22 protein-coding genes are annotated in these 25555 nt (G+C 30.5%); 17 read left to right on the top strand and 5 right to left on the bottom strand.

The window, feature by feature from the left end; genetic code table 11:
- Positions 1-3 precede the first annotated feature (3 nt).
- A complete protein-coding gene (locus FDT66_RS09965; RefSeq protein ID WP_138536091.1) occupies positions 4-1287 on the top strand; it encodes a metal-dependent hydrolase family protein in 1284 nt (427 codons plus the stop codon).
- 8 nt (positions 1288-1295) lie between these two features.
- A complete protein-coding gene (locus FDT66_RS09960) occupies positions 1296-1499 on the top strand; it encodes a hypothetical protein (protein WP_138536089.1) in 204 nt (67 codons plus the stop codon).
- On the opposite strand, the gene FDT66_RS09955 is transcribed toward FDT66_RS09960, so the two are convergent.
- Both FDT66_RS09955 and FDT66_RS09950 read right to left on the bottom strand, forming a co-directional pair.
- Positions 1486-2997, bottom strand: a complete 1512-nt coding sequence (locus FDT66_RS09955) for a hypothetical protein (protein ID WP_138536087.1) — start codon at positions 2995-2997, stop codon at positions 1486-1488. The genes FDT66_RS09960 and FDT66_RS09955 overlap by 14 nt on opposite strands.
- A gap of 42 nt (positions 2998-3039) precedes the next feature.
- On the bottom strand, positions 3040-4083 hold the full coding sequence (locus FDT66_RS09950; protein WP_138536085.1) for a glutaminyl-peptide cyclotransferase: 1044 nt from the start codon (positions 4081-4083) through the stop codon (positions 3040-3042).
- A gap of 282 nt (positions 4084-4365) precedes the next feature.
- Here FDT66_RS09950 and FDT66_RS09945 point away from each other — a divergent pair, with 282 nt between their 5' ends.
- The 4 genes from FDT66_RS09945 (at position 4366) to FDT66_RS09930 (ending at position 8030) form a co-directional block, all read left to right on the top strand.
- A complete protein-coding gene (locus FDT66_RS09945; protein WP_068363688.1) occupies positions 4366-4617 on the top strand; it encodes a type B 50S ribosomal protein L31 in 252 nt (83 codons plus the stop codon).
- Between the two features lie 234 nt (positions 4618-4851).
- Entirely contained in the window at positions 4852-6375 is a 1524-nt protein-coding gene (locus FDT66_RS09940) for an FMN-binding glutamate synthase family protein (protein ID WP_138536083.1), read from the top strand.
- 3 nt (positions 6376-6378) lie between these two features.
- Positions 6379-7350: a YpdA family putative bacillithiol disulfide reductase gene (locus tag FDT66_RS09935; protein WP_138536081.1), complete on the top strand. Its 972-nt coding sequence runs from the start codon at positions 6379-6381 to the stop codon at positions 7348-7350.
- Between the two features lie 11 nt (positions 7351-7361).
- The gene (locus FDT66_RS09930; protein WP_246034853.1) at positions 7362-8030 is read left to right on the top strand and encodes a class I SAM-dependent methyltransferase; all 669 of its coding nucleotides are present in this window, start codon (positions 7362-7364) and stop codon (positions 8028-8030) included.
- 147 nt (positions 8031-8177) lie between these two features.
- Here FDT66_RS09930 and FDT66_RS09925 read toward each other — a convergent pair whose 3' ends face one another.
- Both FDT66_RS09925 and gcvP read right to left on the bottom strand, forming a co-directional pair.
- Positions 8178-9788, bottom strand: coding sequence for a TlpA family protein disulfide reductase (locus FDT66_RS09925; protein WP_138536079.1), 1611 nt, complete (start codon positions 9786-9788; stop codon positions 8178-8180).
- 195 nt (positions 9789-9983) lie between these two features.
- Entirely contained in the window at positions 9984-12869 is a 2886-nt protein-coding gene (gene gcvP, locus FDT66_RS09920; RefSeq protein ID WP_138536077.1) for an aminomethyl-transferring glycine dehydrogenase, read from the bottom strand.
- A gap of 164 nt (positions 12870-13033) precedes the next feature.
- On the opposite strand from gcvP, the gene FDT66_RS09915 reads away from it, so the two are divergent.
- Both FDT66_RS09915 and serA read left to right on the top strand, forming a co-directional pair.
- Positions 13034-13855, top strand: coding sequence for a UbiA prenyltransferase family protein (locus FDT66_RS09915; RefSeq protein WP_138536075.1), 822 nt, complete (start codon positions 13034-13036; stop codon positions 13853-13855).
- 138 nt (positions 13856-13993) lie between these two features.
- Positions 13994-15886: a phosphoglycerate dehydrogenase gene (serA, locus tag FDT66_RS09910; protein ID WP_138536073.1), complete on the top strand. Its 1893-nt coding sequence runs from the start codon at positions 13994-13996 to the stop codon at positions 15884-15886.
- A 179-nt stretch (positions 15887-16065) separates the two neighbouring features.
- Here serA and FDT66_RS09905 read toward each other — a convergent pair whose 3' ends face one another.
- Complete coding sequence (locus tag FDT66_RS09905; RefSeq protein ID WP_138536071.1) at positions 16066-17250, bottom strand: C40 family peptidase; 1185 nt, start codon at positions 17248-17250, stop codon at positions 16066-16068.
- Between the two features lie 98 nt (positions 17251-17348).
- On the opposite strand from FDT66_RS09905, the gene kynU reads away from it, so the two are divergent.
- From kynU to FDT66_RS09860, 9 genes are all read left to right on the top strand, one after another.
- On the top strand, positions 17349-18608 hold the full coding sequence (kynU, locus tag FDT66_RS09900; RefSeq protein ID WP_138536069.1) for a kynureninase: 1260 nt from the start codon (positions 17349-17351) through the stop codon (positions 18606-18608).
- A gap of 124 nt (positions 18609-18732) precedes the next feature.
- Positions 18733-20157: an FAD-dependent oxidoreductase gene (locus FDT66_RS09895; RefSeq protein WP_138536067.1), complete on the top strand. Its 1425-nt coding sequence runs from the start codon at positions 18733-18735 to the stop codon at positions 20155-20157.
- 38 nt (positions 20158-20195) lie between these two features.
- Entirely contained in the window at positions 20196-20516 is a 321-nt protein-coding gene (locus tag FDT66_RS09890) for a GIY-YIG nuclease family protein (protein WP_138536065.1), read from the top strand.
- 30 nt (positions 20517-20546) lie between these two features.
- Complete coding sequence (locus tag FDT66_RS09885) at positions 20547-21065, top strand: DUF1697 domain-containing protein (RefSeq protein WP_138536063.1); 519 nt, start codon at positions 20547-20549, stop codon at positions 21063-21065.
- A 1-nt stretch (position 21066) separates the two neighbouring features.
- A complete protein-coding gene (locus FDT66_RS09880) occupies positions 21067-21474 on the top strand; it encodes a RidA family protein (RefSeq protein ID WP_138536061.1) in 408 nt (135 codons plus the stop codon).
- Between the two features lie 65 nt (positions 21475-21539).
- Positions 21540-22982 (top strand): aldehyde dehydrogenase, encoded by a 1443-nt coding sequence (locus FDT66_RS09875; protein WP_138536059.1) that lies wholly within the window; start codon positions 21540-21542, stop codon positions 22980-22982.
- A 65-nt stretch (positions 22983-23047) separates the two neighbouring features.
- Entirely contained in the window at positions 23048-23842 is a 795-nt protein-coding gene (locus tag FDT66_RS09870; RefSeq protein ID WP_138536057.1) for an SDR family oxidoreductase, read from the top strand.
- Positions 23843-23937: 95 nt separating this feature from the next.
- Positions 23938-24411 (top strand): 3-hydroxyanthranilate 3,4-dioxygenase, encoded by a 474-nt coding sequence (locus FDT66_RS09865; protein ID WP_138536055.1) that lies wholly within the window; start codon positions 23938-23940, stop codon positions 24409-24411.
- Positions 24412-25497 (top strand): amidohydrolase family protein, encoded by a 1086-nt coding sequence (locus FDT66_RS09860; protein ID WP_138536053.1) that lies wholly within the window; start codon positions 24412-24414, stop codon positions 25495-25497. It abuts the gene before it with no gap.
- Positions 25498-25555: the final 58 nt, after the last annotated feature.

Genomic DNA, 25555 nt, shown 5'->3' with positions numbered 1-25555 from the left:
CAAATGAAAAAAATATTCTTCCTTTTTTGTGCTTTCTTTTTTATTCAAAATTCAATTGCACAAAATGGTTATCATCTTTTATGTGGAAAAGTAATTGATACAAAATCAGGTACAATTGAAACTCAAAAAACCATTATTGTAGAAGGCAATAAAATTGTAAGAATTGTAGACGGTTACGTACAACCAAAAGGAGAAAATATACAGGTTATCAATTTAAAAAATAAAGTGGTAATGCCTGGTTTAATTGATTTTCATGTACATATAGAACAAGAGTTTGATAGAAATACAAGATTGAATAATTACATATTAAACGAGGCAGATGTAGCTTTTAATTCTGTAGGTTTTGCAAAAACCACTTTGTTAAATGGTTTTACAACGGTAAGAGATTTAGGTGGAACAGGAGTAAATATTTCTGTAAGAAACGCTATTAATGCTGGTAAAATTCCTGGGCCAAGAGTATTTACTGCAGGTAAATCTTTGGCAACAACAGGAGGTCATGCAGATCCTACAAATGGAAGTAGTAGAAAATTAATTGGTAATCCTGGACCAAAAGAAGGTGTTGTAAACTCTGTAGAAGATGCAAAAAAAGCAGTAAGACAACGTTACAAAAATGGAGCAGATTGTATAAAAATTACTGCAACTGGAGGTGTTTTAAGTGTTGCAAAATCTGGTGACAATCCGCAATTTACCATTGAAGAGGTAAAAGCAATTTGTGAAACTGCAAAAGATTATGGAATGCATGTTGCTGCTCATGCTCATGGAGATGAAGGTATGCAAAGAGCCATTATTGGAGGTGTTAAAACTATTGAACACGGAACTTATATGAGTGAAGAAACTATGGATTTAATGAAAAAACATGATGCTTATTTGGTGCCAACAATAACAGCAGGAAAAGAAGTAGAGGAGAAAGCAAAAATAGACGGGTTTTATCCAGCAATTGTAGTTCCTAAAGCTTTAGCTGTGGGTCCACAAATACAAGGTACTTTTGCAAGGGCTTACAAAAAAGGTGTAGGAATTGCATTTGGAACAGATGCAGGAGTTTTTAAACACGGAAATAATGGAAAAGAATTTGGTTTTATGGTAGAAGCAGGAATGCCAGCAATGGAAACCATACAAGCTGCAACAATTACAAATGCAATGTTGCTAAAAATGGAAAATGAAATAGGACAAATACAAAAAGGTTTTTTTGCTGATATTATTGCTGTAGATGAAGATCCTACAAAAAATATTGCAACCATGGAAAACGTTCTTTTTGTAATGAAAAATGGTGTTATTTATAAAAATTAACTAATAGAATGAGAAGTAATTATTGGAATTTAATTTGGGGAGTTTTAGGAGCAATTATTGTTATTAGTGGAATTATATCAGGAAATTTAACAAAAACAGTATTTGGTTTTGAAATGAATGCTTGGATTTATAGATCTATTTGGGCTATAATTTCTTTACTAAGTTTTGTGAGCTATTTTAAAAGAAGAAAAGAAGAAGCTAATCAAAAGTAATGTGTTGGTAAGCACCTATATCAGGATTTACACTTCTGTTTACACCTAAAATATCTGTAGTAAAAGGCGTTGCAATAGCTTTGTTGATGGCATCACTTTTTTCTCCAATAATAAAATCACTTTTTTGTGTATCTCTAAAATTTGGATTTGCATTTAAAAGAATGTCTTGATAGTTATTGTTGTTCGCAAAATCTAATTCAACAACACCATCAAAAGAATTATTAGAGTCTGTAAATTTAATCATGCAATTTTTTATAGAGTAATTAAATGCTCCACCAGCATCAACTTTATCTAAAATAAATTCAATGTTATTGTTTCCCTCAAAAATACAATTGGTAAAATTCGCAGCCTTTAAATCTCTGGTTTCTGCAATTTCTTGCCCAGAATTATCAACATATGTAAAAAAGTTATTAATTAAAACTGCAGGTAATTGTCTTAAACCTCGGTTCCAATAATTTGCAAAAGTACTGTGTGTAAAGTTATAAGTGCCTCCAACTGTTGCGGCTAAAGAAGCTTGACCAGCAGCTCCAATAACAACATTGTGAGCCTCAATATTAGTTTCTCTTGCAAGAATACCAAAATTAGAATGATTGTAAATTTCTGTATTTTCAAGTTTTAAAGTTGGAGTAGAAGTAGTTCCAATACTATCAATTAAAACACCAATAATTCCGTTTTTAATTTGTGCATTTTTAATCTCATTTTCAGTACTTCCAGCACGCATCCAAATAGTGCCCCATTGTCCAGGAATATCACTAAAACTATTTTCTAAACGATCTCCTTCAAAAATCACTTTTTCTGCTAATGTTCCATTAACTTTTAAAGTAGCTTTGTTATCTATTATTAAACCAGAATTATCATGAAAATGCACTCTAGCACCAGCATTTATGGTTAATGTTTTATTCGCAGGAACTGCAGCATAACCATAAATTACAGTTGGTTTTGTGTTAGAAAATGTTAATTCGGAATCTTCTAAAAATCGTCCTTTAATTGTTGTTGGAGTTCCATCTAAAGTCAGACTATCTATTTTCATAGAAATAGGATCTTTTCCAGGAAAAATAAAATTAGCGTCTTCCACTAAAGTAACCAAATCTACATCTTGTTGGTTTGTTCCAGTATCAAATAAAATACGATCTGTGTATAAAGGATTGGGTTCATTAGCAACATTTATAGTAGTTTCAATTAATACAAATATGCTATCTTTTGCAAGTATATCTATATCATTAAAATCTTTACCAGGAACTCCATCAACATTTAACCTGTAGTTGGAGTTAGCTCCTTTTTCTAAAGCTATTTTAGGAATTGTAATTGCTTTATTTCCTTTATTATAAACCTTTAAATTATAAGTTGCTGAACCAATATTTGTAAAAACGGTATCTAAAAAAACGGTATCTTTTGAAAACACTAAACTTCCAAAATTAGGAATTGTGGTAAAGTCTTTTCTACAAGAACTGATAGAAATTAGTGCAACACAAATTATAAAGCTTACAAAATAACGCATAAAATAATATTTATTTAAAAGTAGAACTATTTAAGTTGGTAGTTATTGTTTTTTAGTCAATTCAATTTCGAATAATTTACCCCAATGTTTACCAGTAACAAAAAGTCTATTATTTTCTTTATCGTAAGCAATACCATTTAAAACTTCGTCATTTTCAACAAGTTTTTGCGTTTTAGCCATCTCTTTTTCTAATGGTCTTAAATCTGCTAAACCCTCTACAATTCCTGTTTTAGGGTCAATTACAATAATGGTGTTTTGTTGGTATTTATTAGCATATAATTTGCCATTAATTAATTCTAATTCATTCAAATTATCTACAGCTCTGTCGTGTGTATAAACCTGTATAAAGCTTTTTTCTTTCAGCGTTTCTTTGTCTAAAAACCAAATTTTGTTTGTTCCATCAGATTTTATCAAGCTATTTTCATCTTGAGTCAAACCCCAACCTTCTTTACTTTTATTATACGCAAATTCTTTTTCTTGCTTAAAAGTGTTCAAATCATACACAAACCCTTTTTTATTTTCCCAAGTTAACCAAATAATTTTGTCGTTTACAATGGTCATTCCTTCACCAAAATATTTTTTGTCTAAGCTAACTTTTTGCAATACCTCACCAGTTTTAATATCTACTTTTCTTAAAGTAGATTCTCCTCTACGACCTGTAGTTTCGTATAAAAAACCATTGTGATATTCTAACCCTTGAGTATATGCACTAGTATCATGAGGATATTCATTTACAATTTTATACGTATATATTGCAGGAGGTTTGTTAGCTAAAACCTCAAAAAAGCCATTGCTCTTTTTTGTTTTTCCTTCAAAAAATGCGAGTGCAGAAATAGCGTGCTTACCAACACCATAATCTGCAGAATTTACAGTAACAGTGTTATCAGTAGATGCAATTTCTTTACCATTAATATAAAACTGTACTTTGTTTATAGGTTTGTTATTTTTTTCAGATAAAGAAATACTTACAGTTTCATTTAATTTTACTTTTTTAGAGGTTTTTAAATCAAACTTGTAGTTATCTTCACAAGAAGTAGCTAAAATTAAGGTAGTAAATAAGGTAATAAGAATAGAAATATTCTTCATTTTTAATGTTTTTATATTTAATATTCGTGTTTTTTCAATTCAAAAAAATAGTAATGCTTTAGAATTAGGTACAATTTTAAGTCGAAAAAAGATTAAAAAGGCACTTAAAATCCTCAAACAGGATATTTTATACAAATAAAACAATTTATTTATTTGTAGATTAAAAAATAAGGTTAAATTTGCATCCTCAAAATAGCCAATTTGGTATATTTAGAAAAATGAATAAAACCTTACCAATTTTATTCATACAAACATAACATTAAAGTATTAAATATAGTAAAAATGAAAAAAGGAATTCATCCAGAAAATTACAGAATGGTAGCATTTAAAGATATGTCAAACGAAGATGTATTTTTAACACGTTCTACAGTAGACACAAAAGAGACTTTAGAAGTTGATGGTGTTGAGTATCCTTTAGTAAAATTAGAGATTTCTAGAACTTCTCACCCATTTTACACTGGTAAATCTAAACTTATTGATGCTGCAGGTCGTATCGATAAATTTAAAAACAAATACGCAAAATTCAAGAAATAAGTTTCTTAGAATTTTTACAATACTAAAAACTCCAACATTTATTTGTTGGAGTTTTTTTTATTTTATAATAATTGGGGCGTTCCCTTTCAGGTCGAGCTTTTTGTTACAATCTTTTTGTTCATACTTCACAAAAAGGATTTCCACTACAATCTCTAACGCAACTATTTGCCAACTATTTTTAGTATTTCAAACGAATAGATTATTTTTAACCTCTTTTAATTTCACAAACCATATATGAGAAATACAATACTTGGCATATTTATCACTGCAACAATTCTTTGTGGTATTTTAGTTTATTTTATACCACAATTAGGCACTATAATATTACTTTCCATTTCAGCTATTTTAACACTAGTAGCCATTTACGATAGTTTTCAAACCAAACATTCATTGTTAAGAGCATTTCCTTTAGTAGCACGTTTGCGTTGGTTTTTTGAAGAAGAAAGAGATAAAATTCAACAATATTTTATAGAAGACAATTTAAACGGAAAGCCCATAAATAGAGAAAAAAGAAGTATTGTTTATCAAAGATCAAAATTAAACAAAGAAACAATTCCTTTTGGTACACAGCATGACGTGTACGCTAAAGGTTACGAATTTGTAAAACACTCGTTATTTCCAAAAGATCATCATCATATTTTAGGAGAAAAAGTTCTTTTCGGTTCCGATAAATGCGCCCAAAAATACGAAGCATCTATTATAAACATATCTGCAATGTCTTTTGGGTCTTTAAGTAAAAATGCCATTAAAGCATTAAATGAAGGCGCAAAAATGGGAAGTTTTGCACACAATACAGGTGAAGGAGGTATTTCTCCATATCATTTGCAAGGTGGCGATTTAATATTTCAAATTGGTACAGGTTATTTTGGCGCTGGAAAATCTGTTGAAGGAAAACGTGTTTTTGACGATGCAATATTTAAAGAAAACGCCATTCGTCCAGAAGTTAAAATGGTTGAAATCAAATTTTCTCAAGGTGCAAAACCAGGTCATGGAGGTATATTACCAGCGAAAAAAAATACTGAAGAAATTGCTAAGATTAGAAAAGTAGAAGCAGGTACACAAGTAGATTCACCTCCAGGACACTCTGCATTTTCCAACTTCGAAGAAATGATTGTTTTTATTCAAAAAGTAAGAGATTTATCTGAAGGAAAACCAGTAGGAATTAAATTATGTGTTGGAAACAATGAAGAAATAGAAACCATGATGAAAGCTTTTGCAACTGCCAATAATTATCCTGATTTTATTTCTGTAGATGGTGGAGAAGGAGGTACAGGTGCAGCTCCATTAGAATTTACAAATTACATTGGCACACCATTAATTGAAGGGTTGGTTTTTATAAATAACTTACTAAAAAAATACAAACTCAAAGAACAAGTAAAAATTATTGCTAGCGGAAAAGCAATAGACGCTTTTGATATGGTTAGGTATTTGGCTTTGGGTGCAGATGCTATTGGTATGGCAAGAAGTTTTATGTTAAGTTTAGGCTGTATTCAGGCAAGAGAATGTAATTTAGATACGTGTCCTGTTGGTGTTGCCACACAAGACCCAGACTTGGTAAAAGCATTGGTTGTAGAAAAGAAAAACATTCGTGTTAAAAATTATCACGACAGAACCATTCAAGCAGTAAAAGAAATGGTTGCAGCAATGGGAATTAGCTCTATAGCAGATATAAATGCAACACACATTTTTAGAAGAAAAAAAGATGAAGAAATTGTAAGTTTACACGAAATTTATTTACAAAAAAAAGAAACAATTTAAAATATGAATAGTTTCGATGTTGTAATTATTGGTGGAGGTCCAATTGGTATTGCTTGTGGTTTAGAAGCACAAAAAAATAATCTCACATATTTAATTTTAGAAAAAGGACCTATAGTAAACTCCTTATACAATTATCCCATAAACATGCAATTTTTCTCATCTTCAGAAAAATTAGAAATAGATAACATTCCGTTTATTAGTAATGAGGCAAAACCAAAAAGAAACGAAGCGTTAGAGTATTATAGAAGAATTGTAACTTCTAACAACCTTACTATAAATCTTTTTGAAAAAGTAACTTCAATTGAAAAAGTAAAAAGCGAATTTACAGTAGTTTCCAATAAAAATAGTTACAACGCTAAAAATGTAATTATAGCAACAGGCTTTTATGATATTCCTAAAAAGTTACATGTTTTAGGCGAAAACTTAGCAAAAGTTTCTCATTATTATAAAGATCCACATTTTTATGCAGGTCAAAAATTGGCAATTATTGGCGCTAGTAATTCTGCTGTAGATGCAGCTTTAGAATGTTATAGAAAAGGAGCAGAGGTAACAATGATTGTAAGAGGTAAACAAATTGGTGAAAGAGTAAAATACTGGGTAAGACCAGATATTATTAATAGAATTAAAGAAAACAGTATTTCTATATTTTACAATTCAGAAGTAAAAGAAATTCAAGAGAATAAAATTATTATTAGCACAGAAGAAGGTGTTACAGCAGTTGAAAACGATTTTGTTTTAGCGTTAACAGGCTACCAGCCTAATTTTAGTTTTTTAGAGAAAATAGGAATTAAGTTGTCTAATGATGAAAATAAGATACCAACCTACAACCAAAATACAATGGAAACAAATGTTGAAAACTTGTATTTAGCAGGAGTTATTTGTGGAGGAATGGAAACACACAAATGGTTTATAGAAAACTCAAGAATTCATGCAAAAATGATTGTAAAAGATATTTTAGATACTAACTTGAACTAACTTTTGTGAGTATTAAAAATAAACCTCAAAAAAATAAAAAACCTTGGCCAACTAAAAAAGCCATGCAACAAATTTATGAGCAAAATCTTTGGGGTGGTTTTACTGAAGATTTTTACTCTGGTGATGGTTCACACAACCCAAAATTGGTAAGCCCTTACTTAAAAAGTATACAAACTTTTTTAGTAACCTTTAATAATCCAATAACTGTATGTGATTTAGGATGTGGCGATTTTAATATTGGTATAAATTTATTACCGTTTACTAAAAAATATTTTGCGATAGATATTGTACCAGAATTGATAAAAAGAAATGACAAAATTTATAAAGCAGAAAATTTAGAGTTCTTATGTTTAGACATTGCAAAAGACAATGTACCTAAAGCAGATTGCGTTATTATAAGACAAGTTTTACAACACTTATCTAATGCAGAGGTGCAAAATATTCTTCAAAAATTATATAATTTTAAATATGTAATTCTTACAGAGCATTTACCAAGTAGAAATTTTGAATCTAACAAAGATATTATTTCAGGACAAGGAATTCGCTTGAAAAAACAAAGCGGAATTAACATTTTAAAACCTCCTTTTAATTTTAAAGTTAAAGAAGAAAAGCAATTAATTTCTATTGAATTACCAGAAAATAAAGGAAAAATTGTGACTAATTTATATACAGTTTTTTAGATTTTCGCTAACGTGTTTGTGTAAGGGAAGTTGCGTGGTGTAATCACTAAAGTTAATAAATAAAACACAAACCAAGAAAATCCGAGAGGATTTTCGTAAGTAGGCTTTTACCAGCAATTTTTTTTACACGGTGTTACCACACGTTTTTTATTCTTTTAAAATTAAATTATCAATTTTTTCGTAAATACTTATTTTTGAACTTGGTCTTAATGTATTGTATTCAGAAACATTCCCTTTTTTATCTAAAAGAATATATGTTGGAAATCCTTTGACCTTATATTCATTAGTAAGTATAAAGTATTCTTCATCAGTCAATAAATAATTTTCTCCTCCAAGTTCATGTTTCTTTTTAAAATTCCTCCAATCTTCTAATTTTGATTTAGCACATAGATTAAGAAATACAACGTTTTTATTTTCAAATTCTTTATGCATTTGCTTTGCATATGGAATTTCTTCTATACAAGGTCCACACCACGTTGCATAAAAATCTATATAAATCACTTTTCCAATATATTTATTAAAATATTTTTCTTTAATTTTTTCTAAACTGATTACTATATTATCTTCATTAGAAACTGTTTTCGTTTCTTTTGCTAATGTTCTTTTAAAACTTTCTGTTTTAAGGTATTTTAAAATTGACTGATTGTCAATTAAGTTTTCAATTTGTTTCCATTCTTTATTATTAGGTCTTAGATTATTAGAAAAATAGTATTTTTCTAAACCCTGAGATATTACCAAATCTTTTGTTAATCCTGAACTTAATAAATTAATATTTTTAAGTAAAATATGAACATTGTATCTCCAATTTAATTCAACAAACATATCTCTATTTTTTTCAAGGAATTTTAAATATTCTGTAGTTTTAGAAACAGTTTTAAAGTCATTAAAAAGCTTATGTAGTAAATCGAGTTCAGTTGGAGAGAAAAAATTAAAAGATTTGAAAAATTCAAATTTATTATTAGCAGTTGTATCTTTATTAGATAATACTGTAACTATGTTAGCTATATAATCAATACATTCTCTAGATTGTATATCTTCAAAAGTTGTAATTTGATATTCGTTAAATATATTTTTATAAAAATCTTTTGGTAAAATCTTTTTTTGTTTAGGAAAACCTTGAGAATATTCAAACCGAGCAGTTATACTGGCATGAGCAGATTTATATTTTAACTTGCTTTTAAGGTATGATTTAACATCCTTAGAAAGGTTATTTTTTTTAGAATAAGAAGTTAAAAATGATAATTTTTCTATCTCCATTTCTTTTTGGTAGTTTAAGTATTCAGTTGTTGATAATTCTTTAATATTTATGTTTTTAAATTTTGGAAGCTTGTCTTTTAAAGCTTTATTCAACTCATTATTAAAGGTTGAAATCTGTTTATTGATTTCTTCCCATTTATCTTCAAAAATTAATTTTCCTTCTTTAATGACTACATCGTAGTTTGTTTTCGGTTTAATCATAAATTCTGTGAAATTCTTATCTGCAATTTCGAAAAAGACACTATTATATAATGGATGAATTAATTTGAAGGAAAAATTAAATTTTCCTAAACTGTCTATTGAGATTATTTTATGTTCAATAGTTCTTGTTATGGCATCAAAATATGTAAATCTTCCTGTTTTATATGTATTTTGATAATTATGAATTTTTCCTTTAATTGTAACAATTTCTTCTTTTAAATTGTTATTAACTTTTACTTGTTGTTTGCAAGAATAAATGCATAAAATTGAGAGTATTATAATTAAAATTTTATTTTTCATAATTTATAGTTCTTGTACTTAATGTGTGGTAATAACACAATTATGACGTCTGTTTTAATGACTTATAATCGGTGTTAGCGAAGTTATGTTTTTTTGGTAAGAAAATCAACAGGGAAAACACCTGTTTTTTAGAACTAAAAAAAACCGTTTCAAAAAAAGAAACGGTTTTAAATACTTATCTACAGACATTGTTTGCTACATATAGTCTTCAATTGGGTTACAAGAACAAATTAGGTTTCTATCACCAAAAGCATCATCAACTCTTCTTACAGTTGGCCAAAATTTGTTGTCGGCAATATATTCTAAAGGAAAAGCTGCTTGTTTTCTTGTGTATGGTAAAGTCCATTCATCTGAAGTCAACATTTCTTGAGTGTGAGGTGCATTTTTTAAAGGGTTGTTTTCATCATCTGCAGAAGCATTTTTAATTTCTTCTCTAATAGAAATCATCGCATCACAAAAACGATCCAATTCATCTAAACTCTCAGATTCTGTTGGCTCAATCATCATAGTTCCTCCAACTGGAAAAGAAACTGTTGGTGCATGAAAACCGTAATCCATTAAACGTTTTGCAATATCAACTACCTCAATTCCGTTGTTTTTAAAATCACGACAGTCAATAATCATTTCATGTGCTGCACGTCCTTTTTCACCAGTATATAAAGTTTCATAATGTCCACTCAAACGTTCTTTAATATAGTTTGCATTTAAAATGGCGTTTTTAGTAGAATTTGTCAATCCTCTAAAACCTAACATGGTAATATATCCGTAAGAAATTAAACATGCCAAAGCAGAACCCCAAGGCGCACCAGAAATTGCTGTAATTGCTTGTTTTCCTCCAATTTTAATTAATGGGTTTGATGGTAAAAACGGAACTAATTGCGGTGCAACACAAATTGGGCCAACTCCTGGTCCACCACCACCATGTGGAATTGCAAATGTTTTGTGTAAGTTTAAGTGACAAACATCTGCCCCAATAGTTGCAGGATTTGTTAAACCAACTTGCGCATTCATGTTTGCACCATCCATATAAACTTGACCACCATTATCGTGTATAATTTTTGTGATTTTTTGAATTTCACTTTCAAAAACACCATGTGTAGATGGATAAGTTACCATTAAGGCTGCTAAATTATCTTTATGCAATTCTGCTTTTTCTCGCAAATCATCAACATCTATATTTCCATTGTCTGCAGTTTTAGTAACTACTACTTTCATTCCTGCCATTACAGCAGAAGCAGGATTTGTACCATGGGCAGAAGCAGGAATAATACAAATATTTCTATGTGATTCGCTATTTGCTTGATGGTAAGCTCTAATTGTCATTAACCCAGCAAATTCACCCTGAGCACCAGAATTAGGTTGTAATGAAGTTCCTGCAAAACCGGTAATAATATTTAACTGGTGTTCTAATTTCTTTAAAACAATTTGATATCCTTCAGCTTGATTTAGTGGTACAAATGGATGGATATTACCCCATTGTGGATTGCTTAAAGGCAACATTTCTGATGCTGCATTTAATTTCATGGTACAAGATCCTAAAGAAATCATAGAATGGTTTAGAGCTAAATCTTTACGCTCTAATTTTTTAATATAACGCATCATATTCGTTTCTGATTGATACGTATTAAAAATTTTGTTTTCTAAAAAGTCCGTATTTCTTTTAATATTTTCAGAAATTACTTCAAAATCAGAGTCAAAAGATTCTTGAGTTAAAATTTGATGAAAATCACCATAACTTTCTGCTGTAGAAGAATCTGGTTGTTTTTTTAACTGACCAAAAATGGTAAAGATTTTCATTAAATCTTTTTGTGTAGTTGCTTCATTTATAGAAATCGAAATAAGATTGTCTGTAATATAATTGAAGTTTACTTTAAAAGATTCTGCAATTGGTTTTAAACGAATTGCATCAATTTCTACTAAAAGCGTATCAAAATAAGCCGAGTTTAACTGCTTGAAACCTGCTTTTTCTAAATAACTTGCTACTAATTTTGTTTTGTTGTGTACACTATCAGCAATAAACTGAATTCCACTTTTTCCATGATACACAGCATACATTCCTGCCATAACAGCTAATAAAACCTGTGCAGTACAAATGTTAGAAGTTGCTCTTTCACGTTTAATATGTTGTTCTCTGGTTTGTAATGCCATTCTTAAAGCAAAACCACCATTGGTATCTTTTGTAACTCCAATAATTCTTCCAGGAATACTTCTTTTGTAAGCTTCTTTTGTTGCGAAATAAGCTGCATGAGGACCTCCATAACCTAAAGGAATTCCAAAACGTTGTGTGGTTCCAACCACTACAGAAGCTCCAAATTCACCAGGAGCTTTTAATTTTACTAACGATAAAATGTCAGCAGCAACTGCTACTTTAATATCATTCTCATTTGCTTTTGCAACAAAACTTTCATAATCAAATATTTGTCCGAATTTTCCTGGGTATTGTAAAATGGCTCCAAAAAAGTCATCACCAAAATTAAAATCTTCATGATTTCCAACCACCAACTCAATTCCAATAGGAGTAGAACGTGTTTGTAGTAACGATAATGTTTGAGGCAAAATTTCTTCGGAAACAAAAAATTTATTGGCTCCAGATTTTTTCTTAGTACGTTCTCTAACGTCAAATAACAAGGCCATTGCTTCTGCAGCAGCCGTACTTTCATCTAAAAGAGAGGCGTTTGCCAATTCCATTCCTGTTAAATCGCAAACCATGGTTTGGAAATTTAACAGAGCTTCTAACCTACCTTGCGCAATTTCTGCTTGGTAAGGAGTATAAGCAGTGTACCAACCTGGGTTTTCTAATATATTTCGTTGAATAACACTTGGCACAATTGCTTCATGATATCCTAAACCAATGTAACTCTTAAAAACTTTATTTTTCTCAGCAAGTTCCTTAATGTGAGCTAAATACTCATATTCGCTCATTGCAGGTTCTAAATCTAAATCGTTTTTTAGACGAATGTTTTCTGGAACGGTTTCATTAATTAGTTGATCTAAACTATCAGCTTTTATAGCTTTTAACATTTTTTGTTGCTCCTCTTTATTAGGGCCAATATGTCTAAGTTGAAACGAGTTTGTATTCATTAAAATAAGGTTTTTATGTCTTTACTCAATCGATTGAGTGGTGCTTTTTTACGCAGAACAAAAATAAGGAATTAAATAGATTCTTATTTGATAGAATATTAATAAAAATTAGTTAATTATTAACCAAATTACAATGTTATGAACAGAAAAGCTATTTTTGTAAAATGAAAATTCTTAAAACTGTTTTCGATTTTTATATAAATGCCAGTATTCACGTAGCTATTGCTGTTTTTTGCTTGGTTAGAATTACGGAACTTTATTTGAATTTACCTTATGATGAAAATTTAAATATTTTTATTTTTTTAGGAACAATTACAGGCTATAATTTTGTGAAATATGCAGGGGTTGCAAAATTGCATCATAAAAGTTTAACAAGTGGCTTACAAATAATTCAAGTTTTTTCTTTCATTTGTTTTTTAGCGTTATGCTACTATGCATTTTTAATTCCTATTAAAACATTACTTTTTGGAGTGCCTTTTATCGTTTTAACAGTTTTATATGCAGTACCTTTTTTAAGCGGATTTCATAAAAATTTAAGAGAGGTTAGTTATTTAAAAATAGTTGTTGTTGCTTTGGTTTGGGCAGGTTTTACAGTGTTAATTCCAGTTTTTAACGCTTCAGAAACAATTTCGGTTAATGTTATTTTATTAGCAATTCAGCGTTTTTTAATTGTAGTTGTTTTAATACTTCCCTTTGATATTAGAGATGTAAAATATGATGCAATATCACTACAAACAATTCCTAAAAAAATTGGTGTTGAAAAAACTAAAAGATTGGGTTTAATTTTAATGATTTTTTGCTTGGTTTTAGAGTATTTAATTGTGCTACAAATAGATGTGAAAAATGTATTTATGATTTTCTTTTTTATGGTGATTATTTTCTTAATGCGAGCAAAAGCCAATCAATCTAAATATTATAGTTCGTTTTGGGTAGAAGCATTGCCCATTTTCTGGTGGTTCATTCTTTTAGGAATTCATAATATTTAAAGAAATTTACATGGTTTTTTAAGGACTTTAATATTATTGATATCAAATAAAATTGATATCATAAAACTTTAAAATAACTTTCTAATAACCTACTATATTTGTAGATTTACAGCTTATAAATCAACCAAGATTTAAAAGATGATTACCAATAAAAGAAACTATATTTTCGATTTCGATAGTACTCTAACAAGGGTAGAAGCGCTTGATGTTTTAGCAGAAATTACGCTCGAAGATAATCCGAAGAAAGAAGAAATTATTCAAGAAATAATAGATATCACTAACTTAGGTATTGATGGTGAAATTTCTTTCACAGAATCTTTAGAAAGAAGAATAAAACTTTTAAAAGCTAATAAAGCCGATTTAACAAGATTGGTGGAAGCTTTAAAAAAGCAAGTTTCAAAATCCATAGAAAGTAATAAAGAGTTTTTCGAGAATTTTGCAGACGATATTTACGTAATTTCATGCGGATTCAAAGAATTTATAGACCCAATTGTAAAAGAATACAATATACCTTCCGAAAGAGTATATGCAAATACTTTTGAGTTTGCGAAGGATGGAGAAATTATTGGTTTCGACGCAGATAATGTCTTATCGAAACACAATGGAAAAATTCAATGTTTAAAAGACATGAATTTAAACGGAGAAATACAAGTTATTGGTGATGGTTATAGCGATTACGTAACTCGTGAAGCAGGTGTTGCAGATAAGTTTTTTGCATACACAGAAAATGTTTCAAGAGAAAAAACTACGGAAAATGCAGACCATGTTACACCAAATTTAGATGAATTTTTATACATAAACGATTTGCCAAGAAATATCTCATACCCAAAAAACAGAATTAAAATTTTATTACTAGAAAACGTACATCCAGATGCTTTTAAAAAGTTATCTACAGATGGTTTTTCGGTAGAAACTGTTTCTAAAAGTTTGTCAGAAGACGAATTGATAGAAAAAATAAAAGACGTACACGTTTTAGGAATCCGTTCCAAAACAAACGTTACTAAAAAAGTAGTTGATGCTGCAGAAAAATTGATGGTTGTAAGTGCATTTTGTATCGGAACCAAACAAATAGATTTAGAAGCGTGTAAAGAAAAAGGAGTTGTTGTTTTTAATGCACCTTACAGCAACACGCGTTCTGTGGTAGAATTGGCAATTGGAGAAATTATCATGTTAATGCGTTCTGTTTTTCAACGTAGTACAGAAATTCATAACGGACAATGGAATAAAACTGCAGAAGGATCTCGTGAAGTTCGTGGTAAAAAATTAGGAATTGTTGGATATGGAAATATCGGAAAACAATTATCTGTTTTAGCAGAAGCTCTAGGAATGGACGTGTATTATTATGATGTAGAAGACAAATTGGCATTAGGAAATGCTACTAAAATAAGTAATTTACCAGATTTACTAGCAATATCAGATGTGGTTACTTTACATGTAGATGACAATGCAGCCAACAAAAATTTCTTTGGAGAAAAAGAAATTTCGCAAATGAAAGATGGCGCACATTTAGTTAATTTAGCAAGAGGATTTGTGGTAGATATTCCTGCATTAGTTGCTGCTTTAAAAAGTGGAAAATTAGCAGGTGCAGCTGTAGATGTATATCCAGAAGAACCAAGAAAAAATGGTGAGTTTTATACAGAATTAAAAGGATTGCCAAACGTAATTTTAACACCTCATGTTGGTGGAAGTACAGAAGAAGCTCAAAGAGATATTGCCGATTTTGTACCGAGTAAAATTATGGCATACATTAACTCTGGAAACACAGTAGATGCTGTAAACTTCCCAAATATTCGTTTACCAAGACAAACAAATGCGCATCGTTTTTTACATATTCATAAAAACGTACCTGGTGTGATGGCGAAAATCAATAAAATTTTAGCGAAGTACGACTTAAATATCAACGGACAGTATTTGTCAACAGATCCAAAAGTAGGGTATGTAATTACAGATTTAGACAAAGAGTATAACAAAGAAGTAATTGAAAAACTACGAAATGTAGAAGGCACTATCAAATTTAGAGTCTTGTATTAATCGTATTTTATAAAGTATTTAAGCCTTTCAATTTTAAGTTGAAAGGCTTTTTTTTTGGAGCTATTTCCTGCTTTCACTACTCGCTTTTTTTCGTTCCTCAAAAAGAGCTCAAACAAACCGTTCAATCAGGGCTAAACTTATTAAATAATTTTTAGTAAAAACCAGCGCGTATATTAATATTATTTAAGAGTTTCTTTTAAATCTAATAACTGAATGTCTTTCACACCCAAGTAACGTCTACTACCTAAATATCTATTTTTATTAAATTCGTCATAATGTGGTTGAGTAACATCCATAGAGCTTAAATGCACATTTCCAGAAGCGTGAATAAATTCCATTTTGTCATTTCCTAACCAAATACCCACATGAACAACTCTTTGTTTTTTATTTTCAGTTGCTTTTGTTCCAAAAAATAATAAATCACCTTTTTCTAAACCTTCAAAAGTTAAATTTTTGTCTACAATTTTACCTGCATTTACTTGTTGTGAAGCATCTCTAGGAATTATTAAACCATTCATTAAATATACCATTTTTGTAAACCCACTACAATCCATTCCTTTAGATGAGGTGCCTCCCCACAAGTACGGAAAACCATCCATTTTTTTTGCAATAGCTTCAATATTTTCTTTGGTTGGGTTTAGTTTTTGTAGCCAAGAATTATAAATTACAGCTTCACTTTTTTTAACAAATCCAATTCTACCATCTGGATATTTTACTTCATAAAAAGAAGCATCTTCAGATAAGTATTTTAAAATTCCACCTAAAGTAATGTCAGAAACAATACCAGAGTTTGAGCTTCTTTCTGAATACACGTAACCAAAATTTTGAGTAAAAATAATTTTTTTGCTTGTGTTCCAAGTGTCAAATTCACCCTTGTTCATCAACTCAATTCCACCTTTGTCAACCCAAGAAATATACCTGTCAGGAGTTTGAACTCTATAAAAATCACCTTCTTTATCTAAAACCTTTAAAGGCATACCTAATAAACCTTGTGTACCTAATTCTGCTGAATGTTTAGGTTCTGAGCGTATATTTATAACCGAATTTTTTGCAACAGCAAACATTTTGTTGCCTACAACAGAATCTGGTAAAACTCTAATTTTATTAATAATATCAACTTTTAAAATTTTAAGGCTGTCTAATAGTTTTACATACGCTTCTTTTGAGTCGGTTTCTCCCTTTACAATTATTTTATCATCATAGTTCTCAAATTCAATAGTATAAATAGCAACTCTTTTATCTGGAGCATATTGTTCATGAAAACTATCGTTAACACCTTTTAAACCACTAATTAATATAGAGTTTTTGTCACAAGAGGCAACAATAAAAAAAGTAATAATTAGTAAGTACTTTATCAATTTCATAAATCGTTTTTTATTCTTAAATTAAAGAATAAATATAGTAATTATTTAATTCTAAATTTAGATTGTTTTATATTTGAAGACACTCATTTTTTTATTTGATGAAATACCAGAACAATTTAACATTTGCAAAACAACAAGATAGTGAAGATTCACTTTCTTATTTACGAAATCGTTTTCATATTCCAAGAGATAAAAACGGAGAAGAATGGTTGTATTTTACAGGTAATTCTTTAGGGTTACAACCAAAAGCGACAAAAAATTATATCAATCAAGAATTAGAAGATTGGGCAAATTTAGGAGTAGAAGGTCATTTTGAAGCTAAAAATCCATGGTTGCATTACCATGAATATTTAACAGATAAAATGGCAAAAATTGTAGGTGCAAAACCACAAGAAGTGGTCATGATGAACTCGTTAACTGTCAATTTACATCTGCTGATGGTTTCCTTTTACAGGCCCACAACATCAAAATATAAAATAGTTATTGAGTCTGATGCGTTTCCTTCAGATAGATATGCTGTTCAATCGCAATTAGAATTTCACGGTTTTTCAAAAGAAGATGTTATAGAATGGAAACCCAGAAAAGGAGAAGAACTATTACAAATTGAAGATTTAGAGGAAATCGTTTCAAAGCAAGGTGATGAAATTGCTCTACTGTTAATTGGTGGTGTAAATTATTATACGGGTCAGTTTTTAGATTTGAAAAGAATCGCAGAAATCGGTCATTCAAAAAACTGTGTTGTAGGAATTGATTTAGCGCATGGTGCAGGAAACATCCAGCCCAATTTACACGAATCTGGAGTCGATTTTGCGGCTTGGTGTTCTTACAAATATTTAAATGCTGGACCTGGAAGTTTATCAGGAATTTTCGTGCACGAAAAACATGCAAGAAACAAAGATTTACCACGTTTTGCAGGTTGGTGGAATCATAATAAGGAGACGCGTTTTAATATGCGACAACCATTTGATGTAATGGAAGGTGCAGAAGGTTGGCAATTGTCGAACCCGCCAATTTTATCTATGGCAGCTATTTTGGCTTCTTTAGATTTGTTTGAAGAAGTTGGTATGGAAAAATTGCGTCAAAAATCAGAAAAACTTACAGGATATTTCGAGTTTTTAGTCAAAGAAATTGATTCTGAAGATATAAAAATCATCACCCCAAAAAATCCAAAAGAAAGAGGTTGTCAATTATCGATTCAAGTTAAAAATGCTGATAAAAGTTTGCATCAAAAATTAATGGAACAACATGTAATTACAGATTGGCGAGAGCCAGATGTAATACGTTGTGCGCCAGTTCCATTTTATAATTCTTTTGAAGATGTTTTTATTTTTACAGAAATTTTGAAAGAAATTTTGTAAAAAAAAAGCTGAACTTGTTTCAGCTTCCATTAAATTGATAAAAAATTAAATAATGATGTCTCCTCGAGCGCAGTCGAGAGGTCTCAAATAGTTCTCGACTGCGCTCGAACTGACAAAAGATTAAATGAACAAAAAAGATAAAATACTAATCATAGGTGCAGGTTTATGTGGCTCACTACTGGCTTTACGACTTGCACAAAGAGGCTACAAAGTTGAGGTATATGAAAGCAGACCAGATTTACGAAAAGTAGATATTTCTGCAGGACGATCTATTAACTTGGCATTATCAGACAGAGGTTTAAAAGCTTTACGTCTGTGTGGAATGGAAGAAAAAGCTAGAGAAATTTGTATACCTATGTTTGGTAGATTAATGCACGATAAAGAAGGGAAAACGTTTTCATCCAATTATTCTGGAAGAGAAAACGAGTATATCAACTCCATTTCTAGAGGAGATTTGAATGCCATTTTATTAGACGAAGCTGAAAAGCACGAAAATGTAAATATTTATTTCAATAAAAAATGTAAAAAAGTAGACATAGAAAAAAATATCGCGCATTTTAAAGATTACCAAACCAAAGAAGAATTTCCAGTAATTGCAGACGTTATTTTTGGAGCAGATGGTGCAGGTTCTTCATTGCGAAAAAGCTATATTTCCGAGCGAAAATTCTTATTTAGTTATTCGCAAAATTACTTAAATCATGGGTATAAAGAGCTGGAGATTCCAGCTAATAAGCAAGGAAATCATCAAATAAGCAAAGACCATTTACACATTTGGCCACGTGGCGATTTTATGCTCATTGCCTTACCAAATATGGATGGTAGCTTTACAGTAACGCTCTTTTTAAGTTACAATGAAGGTGAATTTAATTTCGAAAATTTAACTTCCGAAGAAAAAATAACCGAATTTTTTGAGAAAGAATTTCCAGATGCTTTGTCATTAATACCAAACATAAAAGAAGAGTTCATCAACAATCCAACAGGACCTTTAGGAACCATTAAATGCAGTCCTTGGTCTTACCAAAATAAAACATTGTTAATGGGTGATGCTGCACACGCAATTGTCCCTTTTTACGGCCAAGGAATGAACGCTTCTTTCGAAGATGTTTTTGTGTTAGATGAAATTCTTAATCATTTCGAGCGCAGTCGAGAAATCTTTGATTGGAAAACTGTTTTTAAAGTGTATCAAAAAACCAGGAAAAAAGATACAGATGCCATTGCAGATTTGGCGATTGATAATTTTCACGAGATGAAAGATCATGTTGCAAATCCGCTTTTCAAAGAAAAAAGAAAAATAGAAATGGATTTAGAAAAGCATTTTCCAACGCAATATTTTTCAAAATATTCTTTGGTAACTTTTAATGAGAATATAGGTTACAATGCAGCTATGGAAAAAGGTAGAGCCCAAGACAAAGCACTGTTGAATTTAATTTCTGGTGATGACATCTCGACTTCGCTCGATATGACAAAAGAAGAGTTAGAAATTGTATTAAAAAAAATAATTAAAGAAACAAACGAAATTTTAAAAGAAGATAAAATTGCGGGATTGTAGAAGTATTTTGTCACTTCGAGCGCAGTCGAGAAGTAAATATGAAAAGATATTTTGTTTACATATTAAAATGTTCAGATAAACTATTGTACACAGGTATTACAAATAATTTAGAAAGAAGATTTGAAGAGCATCAAAGAGGTTTAAATAAAAGTTGTTTTACTTTTAAAAGAAGACCTGTAAAATTAATTTTCAATCAAGAATTTAATGATGTCGAACAAGCAATTTATTTTGAAAAGAAAATTAAAAAGTGGAGTAAGAAAAAGAAATTAGCTTTGGCAAATGATGATTTTGATATGTTAGAAATATTATCAGAATGTCAAAATGCAACTCATCATAAATATAATCCTAAAAATAAATAATTCTCGACTGCGCTCGAACTGACAAAAAGAATGAAAAAATATATTGTTTTACTTCGTGGAATAAATGTATCAGGAAACAACAAAATTCCAATGGCAGACTTACGAACTTTATTAACTAGTTTAGGTTTTAAAAATGTGCAAACCTATATTCAAAGTGGTAATGTTATTTTAGAAACCACTTTAGAAAAAGAAGAAACTTGCTCAAAAATAAAAAAAGGAATTCAAGAGGAATTTGGTTTTGATATTCCAGTATTAGCAAGAACAATTGAAGAATGGAAAAAAGTAATTGATAATTATCCTTTTTCAATAGAAAACGAAAAAATAGTAGCTTTTGCATTTCTAAATAAAAAGCCAGAAAATTTAAATTTGGAGATCAGTAATTTAGATGAAGATAAATTCAAGTTGAATGATGATATCGTATATTTATATTGTCCATCAGGATTTGGAAAAACAAAATTAACTAACAATACGCTTGAGAAAAAACTGAATGTAATTGCAACCACAAGAAATTATAAAACAACTTTAAAGCTATTAGAATTAGCAAAATAATATGGAAGAAAAAAAAGTAACACCAAGAGGCGCATATCCACATGTAAAAGTTGTGGGCGATTTTATTTTTGTTTCAGGAACAAGTTCCAGAAGAGCAGATAATTCAATTGCAGGAGTTGAGATTATTGACGAAATGGGAACTAAAAAATTAGATGCTTATTTACAAACCAAAGCCGTTTTAGAAAATATAGAAAAGAACTTGAAAACCGTTGGCGCAAGTTTAAAAGACGTGGTAGATGTTTCTTCTTTTTTAGTAAATATGAACGATTTTGTAGATTATAATAAAGCGTATGCAGAATTTTTTGAAAAAGAAACAGGCCCCACAAGAACCACAGTTGCTGTACATCAATTACCACATCCAGATTTGGTGGTGGAAATTAAAGTTACGGCTTATAAAAAGCAAGAATAAAGAATTAAAAAAAAGAATAAAGAGGTCTTGAATCTTTAATCTATTTTCTTTTATCTAAATAAAGAATGAAAATCCAAAACTACATCAACGGAGAATTTGTAAATCCAATTTCAAAAGATTGGTTAGACAATTACAATCCAGTAAAAGGAGAAATCTACGGACAGATTCCTAATTCTACCAAGGAAGATATAGAAAAAGCAGTTCAAGCTGCAGAACAAGCATTTCCAATTTGGAGTAATACTACGTTAGAAGAACGCTCAAAAATACTATCAAAAATTGCTGATTTAATTCTCGAAAATTTAGAAGAATTAGCCAAAGGAGAAAGTATAGACAATGGAAAACCAATCAGTTTAGCCAAACAAGTTGATATTCCAAGAGCAGCTGCAAATTTTCAATTTTTTGCAAATGCTATAACACAATTTTCTTCAGAAAGTCACGAGAGTGTAGGTTTTGATGCTATCAATTTTACCTTACGTCAACCTTTGGGAGTTGTGGGTTGTATTTCTCCTTGGAATTTACCTTTGTATTTGTTTACATGGAAAATTGCTCCAGCCATTGCAGCAGGTAATTGTGTAGTTGCAAAACCAAGTGAAGTCACACCAATGACAGCGCATTTATTAGGCGATATTTGTACTAAAGCTGGTCTCCCAAAAGGAGTGCTAAACATTGTTCATGGTTTAGGAAAAACCACAGGAAAAGCTATTGTTTCACATCCAAAAATAAAAGCAATTTCGTTTACAGGAGGCACAAAAACAGGAGCTGAAATTGCCAAAATTGCAGCGCCCATGTTTAAAAAAATATCTTTAGAATTAGGAGGTAAAAATCCCAACATCATTTTTGCAGATTGCGATTATGAAAACATGTTGGAAACTACTGTTAGGTCTTCATTTGCAAACCAAGGACAAATTTGTTTATGTGGAAGTCGAATTTTGGTGGAAGAAAAAATCTATGATAAATTTAAAACAGATTTCATCAAAAAAGTTTCCGAATTAAAAGTCGGAAATCCATCAGATTCAACTACAGATATTGGGGCTTTAGTTTCTAAACAACATTTAGAAAAAGTAAAATCTTATATTGATAATGCAGAAGAATATGGAGGGAAAATCCTCTTTGGAGGAAAAAAAGTAAATGTAAAAAATCACGAAAAAGGTTATTATTTGCAACCCACAATTATAGAAGTTACCGATAATAATTGTAAATTGAACCAACAAGAAATTTTTGGACCTATAGTAACTATTATGTCTTTTATAACAGATGAAGAAGCGTTGAAATTAGCAAATGATGTTAAATATGGTTTATCTGCAACATTATGGACGAATAATCTAAACAGAACGATGCAGTTTTCCAAACAGTTACAAACAGGAATTGTTTGGGTAAATACGTGGATGTTACGTGATTTAAGAACTCCTTTTGGTGGAGCAAAAGAAAGTGGAGTAGGACGTGAAGGCGGTTTTGAAGCACTACGTTTTTTTACTGAAGCTAAAAATATTTGTATAAAACACGATTAAGAAATAAGAAAAGAGAAAAGAGAAAAGTCTATTCTCTATTTTCTCTTCTCTATAATCTTTAAAATATGGATTTAAAATTAAATGGTAAAAACGCTTTAGTTTGTGGAAGTACACAAGGAATTGGTAAAGCAACAGCCATACTATTGGCAGAAGAAGGAGCAAACGTTACATTACTTGCCAGAAATGAAGAAAAACTGAAATCAGTTTTAAAAGAAATTGAAGAATGTCAGTTCGAGCGCAGTCGAGAACAAAATCATAATTATTTAGTAGCAGATTTTTCAAAACCTAATGAATTAAAACAAGTGTTAGAAAATGCTGATTTACAATTTCATATTTTGGTAAATAATACAGGAGGTCCAGCAGGAGGTCCAATATTTAATGCCAAAATAGAAGAATTTGAAAATGCGTTTACACAACATTTAAAATGCAATCATATATTGGTGCAACATCTAGTTCCGTTTATGAAAACACAATGCTTTGGTAGAATTATCAATGTAATTTCTACCTCTGTAAAACAACCTTTAGATGGTTTAGGCGTTTCAAACACAATCAGAGGTGCTGTTGCAAATTGGTCAAAAACCATGGCTAATGAATTAGGTGAATTCGGAATTACGGTTAATAATGTTTTACCAGGAGCAACAGGTACAGAACGTTTAAATGAAATTATCAATAATAAATCCCAAAAAACAGGAAAATCATTTGATGAGGTTGCCCAAAATATGAAAAACGCTTCACCTGCAAAAAGATTTGCAAAACCAGAAGAAATTGCCAATGCAATTGTGTTTTTATCAAGTGAATGTGCCAATTTCATAAACGGAATTAACGTACCTGTTGATGGTGGAAGAACAAAATCTCTTTAGCACTAAGAAATAGGATTTTTTTCAGACAAGACTATTTTGATTATCTTTATAAAGTCGTGATTGTTGAATAAAAAACATCAAAAAAATCTACAAATATGAGTAAGTTAGTACAACCTATAAACTTCAAAAAATGGATAGATGAACATCGTCATTTATTAAAACCACCTGTTGGTAATAAAGTCGTTTGGAAAGATGCAGATGTTATTGTAATGGTTGTTGGTGGCCCAAATAGTAGAACCGATTATCATTATAACGAAACACCAGAATTTTTCTATCAAATAGAAGGTGATATTGTTTTAAAAGTGATGGAAGATGGCAAATCAAAAGATATTCATATTAGAGAAGGAGAAATTTTTTACTTACCACCAAAAGTTCCACATTCTCCACAAAGAGGTGCAAATACAGTAGGTTTGGTTATCGAATACCCAAGACCTGAAGGTGTGAAAGATAAGTTACAATGGTTTGAAAAAGATGGAAGTGTAGCTTACGAAGAAGAATTTTTATTAGATAATATAGAAACAGATATGCCTGCCATTTTTGATAGGTATCACAAAAAGTTTGGAAAATAAATGACAAAACGTAAACTACGCATTAACGGACATTCACATTTGCTTCCTTATCCAGAGGAAATTCCACAGTATATGAAAGACAAGGGAATTTTTTGGGTAGATAAAGATCGTAAATTTATGCTCCAAAAAGATTGGAACAGACCCATTACAGACTCCAGTTTTTTCTTAAACGAAAAATTGGCTTGGATGGAGCGTTTCAAAATAGATCATGCTGTGGTTTTAAACTTATCGCAATTATATGGAAATGGTTTGCGCGTAGAAGAAATGAAACAAGCATTGCGTTTCCAAAATGATTTTAATGCGAGAATTCAGCATGAAAATCCTTCTAAATTTACTTGCGGATTTGTGGTGCATCCAGGATTTGTAAGAGGTGCTTGCTGGGAAATTGAGCGTTGTGTAGAAGTTTTAGGAATGCGATTGTTATGTTTACCAACACATTATATGGATACCATTGGAACTTGGCGTTGCATTTTTGATGAAGAAAATGATCCTATTTTTGAGTTAGCCAGTAAGTACAATTTAGCTGTAGAAATTCATCCTTATGATGGAGAAAAGTTTATAAAATTAGAAAATACATCTTGGCGTTTTCATTTAATTTGGATGTTGGCACAATGTGCAGATGCTTACCATTTTTTTACTTTAAATGGTTATCAAGATAAGTTTCCAGGAATGCGTGTTTGTTTTGCACATGGAGGACAATTGGCGCAAATAAACTTAGGAAGAAGAATTCAAGGTTTTGATGGAAGACCAGATTTATTTGAAGGCAAAACACACCCAAGAAAAGCGGTTGGTCATAAAAACATCTTTTTTGATACGTTGGTTCATGACACCAATTCGTTAGATTTATTAGTAAAAAATCAAGGAACCAAACAAATTTTAATGGGTTTAGACGATCCTTATCCTTTAGGTGAAATGGAAAGTGCAAAACAATCTTCTTACCCAGGAAAAATATTAGATTTGGCTAAAGAACGCAATATTTTAAATGATAAAGATTGTGATGAAATTTGGGAAGACAACGTGTTACAATGGTTGTTTGGTGATGATGAAAAAGCAAAACAGAAGTTAGTTGATAAAATTTTATCATAGTTAGCAGTCCTCAGTCCTCAGTCCTCAGTTAGCAGTTAGCAGTCAGATATTTGACTGC

It is taken from the genome of Polaribacter aestuariivivens, from assembly GCF_005885675.1.
Lineage (GTDB): Bacteria > Bacteroidota > Bacteroidia > Flavobacteriales > Flavobacteriaceae > Polaribacter > Polaribacter aestuariivivens.
This window is presented reverse-complemented; position numbering and strand designations above follow the sequence as displayed.

Coding starts and splice junctions, on each gene's coding strand:
- FDT66_RS09925 (WP_138536079.1), bottom strand. CDS start 9,788: ATGAAAAATAAAATTTTAATTATAATACTCTCAATTTTATGCATTTAT.
- gcvP (WP_138536077.1), bottom strand. CDS start 12,869: ATGAATACAAACTCGTTTCAACTTAGACATATTGGCCCTAATAAAGAG.
- serA (WP_138536073.1), top strand. CDS start 13,994: ATGATTACCAATAAAAGAAACTATATTTTCGATTTCGATAGTACTCTA.
- FDT66_RS09935 (WP_138536081.1), top strand. CDS start 6,379: ATGAATAGTTTCGATGTTGTAATTATTGGTGGAGGTCCAATTGGTATT.
- FDT66_RS09865 (WP_138536055.1), top strand. CDS start 23,938: ATGAGTAAGTTAGTACAACCTATAAACTTCAAAAAATGGATAGATGAA.
- FDT66_RS09860 (WP_138536053.1), top strand. CDS start 24,412: ATGACAAAACGTAAACTACGCATTAACGGACATTCACATTTGCTTCCT.
- FDT66_RS09875 (WP_138536059.1), top strand. CDS start 21,540: ATGAAAATCCAAAACTACATCAACGGAGAATTTGTAAATCCAATTTCA.
- FDT66_RS09955 (WP_138536087.1), bottom strand. CDS start 2,997: ATGCGTTATTTTGTAAGCTTTATAATTTGTGTTGCACTAATTTCTATC.
- FDT66_RS09965 (WP_138536091.1), top strand. CDS start 4: ATGAAAAAAATATTCTTCCTTTTTTGTGCTTTCTTTTTTATTCAAAAT.
- FDT66_RS09895 (WP_138536067.1), top strand. CDS start 18,733: ATGAACAAAAAAGATAAAATACTAATCATAGGTGCAGGTTTATGTGGC.
- FDT66_RS09960 (WP_138536089.1), top strand. CDS start 1,296: ATGAGAAGTAATTATTGGAATTTAATTTGGGGAGTTTTAGGAGCAATT.
- FDT66_RS09890 (WP_138536065.1), top strand. CDS start 20,196: ATGAAAAGATATTTTGTTTACATATTAAAATGTTCAGATAAACTATTG.
- FDT66_RS09880 (WP_138536061.1), top strand. CDS start 21,067: ATGGAAGAAAAAAAAGTAACACCAAGAGGCGCATATCCACATGTAAAA.
- FDT66_RS09885 (WP_138536063.1), top strand. CDS start 20,547: ATGAAAAAATATATTGTTTTACTTCGTGGAATAAATGTATCAGGAAAC.
- FDT66_RS09945 (WP_068363688.1), top strand. CDS start 4,366: ATGAAAAAAGGAATTCATCCAGAAAATTACAGAATGGTAGCATTTAAA.
- FDT66_RS09940 (WP_138536083.1), top strand. CDS start 4,852: ATGAGAAATACAATACTTGGCATATTTATCACTGCAACAATTCTTTGT.
- kynU (WP_138536069.1), top strand. CDS start 17,349: ATGAAATACCAGAACAATTTAACATTTGCAAAACAACAAGATAGTGAA.
- FDT66_RS09950 (WP_138536085.1), bottom strand. CDS start 4,083: ATGAAGAATATTTCTATTCTTATTACCTTATTTACTACCTTAATTTTA.
- FDT66_RS09915 (WP_138536075.1), top strand. CDS start 13,034: ATGAAAATTCTTAAAACTGTTTTCGATTTTTATATAAATGCCAGTATT.
- FDT66_RS09905 (WP_138536071.1), bottom strand. CDS start 17,250: ATGAAATTGATAAAGTACTTACTAATTATTACTTTTTTTATTGTTGCC.
- FDT66_RS09870 (WP_138536057.1), top strand. CDS start 23,048: ATGGATTTAAAATTAAATGGTAAAAACGCTTTAGTTTGTGGAAGTACA.